General features: G+C 59.9%; 1 protein-coding gene. It reads left to right on the top strand.

The genetic code is table 11. The features are described from left to right. Window positions 1-157: 157 nt before the first annotated feature. A partial coding sequence (locus IVA79_RS29620) for a PAS domain-containing sensor histidine kinase (protein WP_249816230.1) occupies window positions 158-1219 on the top strand: 1062 nt, incomplete at its 3' end.

Here is a 1219-nt window from a genome sequence, read left to right as displayed (position 1 = left end):
GCACGCTGGTGCAATTCTCCTTTGATGTGTACTGGGAAACGGACGCGCAGCATCGCTTCATCCGCCAGGAGTTCGCTCAGACACTTCCCGAGCCGCCGGTCTCCGAGATCGGCAGGACACGATGGGAGGTCCCGTATCTGGAGCCTGATGCAGAGGGCTGGCGCAAGCACCGGGAGACACTCGATGCCCACCTCCCGTTTCGCGATTTCGAGCTCGCTCGCCCGACGGCGGCAAGCGCTATATTTCCGTCTCTGGGATGCCCATCTTCGACGATACGGGAAACTTCGTGGGCTACCGCGGTGTGGGGCGCCACATCACGGAGCGCAAGCGGGCCGAACAGGCGCTGATCGAGAGCGAGGCCCGTTTCCGTACCTTCGTGGACCACGCGACCGATACGTTCATGCTCCACAGTGAAGACGGTCGCGTTCGCGATGTGAATCGGAATGCCTGCGAAAGTCTCGGCTACAGCCGGGCCGAACTGGTTGGAGCAACTGCGGCCTTGTTCGATCTGGAGATGGATGAAGCCACTTGGCGTACTAACCGCGAGCGCCTCAAGGCTGGCGGAATCGCTACGCTCGAGAGGCGGTATTGCCGAAAGGACGGCACTGTGCTTCCCGTCGAAGTCCGTATGCGGGAATTCTGCGAAGGTGGCCAGTCACGAATCATTTGTCTGAGCCGCGACATCACCGAACGCAAGCGAACCGCCGAGACGTTCCGCGAGATGCAGGCTGAACTAACACACGCCAATCGCGCGGCGGCACTGGGCCAGGTCACGGCTTCGGTGACACACGAATTAAGCCAACCAATCACCGCGATGCTCTGCAACGCAGAGGCCGGACTGAACTGGCTAGGAACGCAATCTCCGAATTTCGAAAAGGCACAGCAGGCGCTCGCTTCCATTGTCGCAGAGGCCAAGCGAGGCGGCGAGATCATCAGTTGGATCCGTTCCTTGATCAAGAAAGCTCCGGCGCCGAAGGAGAGCGTCGACGTCAATGGTGCAATCCTGGACGTGATCACCATAGTCCGTAGCGAGCTGCTCAAACATGATGTCTTGATCCAGACCGACCTCGCTCCGGGCTTGCCGCTCGTGAAGGGCTATCGCGTTCAGCTGCAACAGGTTGTTCTCAATTTGATCCTCAACGCGATCGAGGCAATGAACTGCCTCGACGTTGGCGGACGGGAGCTGCGGATCAGCACGGCTGCAGATGCCTCAAATCTC

The sequence above is a fragment of the Bradyrhizobium sp. 138 genome, from assembly GCF_023074075.1.
GTDB lineage: Bacteria > Pseudomonadota > Alphaproteobacteria > Rhizobiales > Xanthobacteraceae > Bradyrhizobium.
This window is presented reverse-complemented; position numbering and strand designations above follow the sequence as displayed.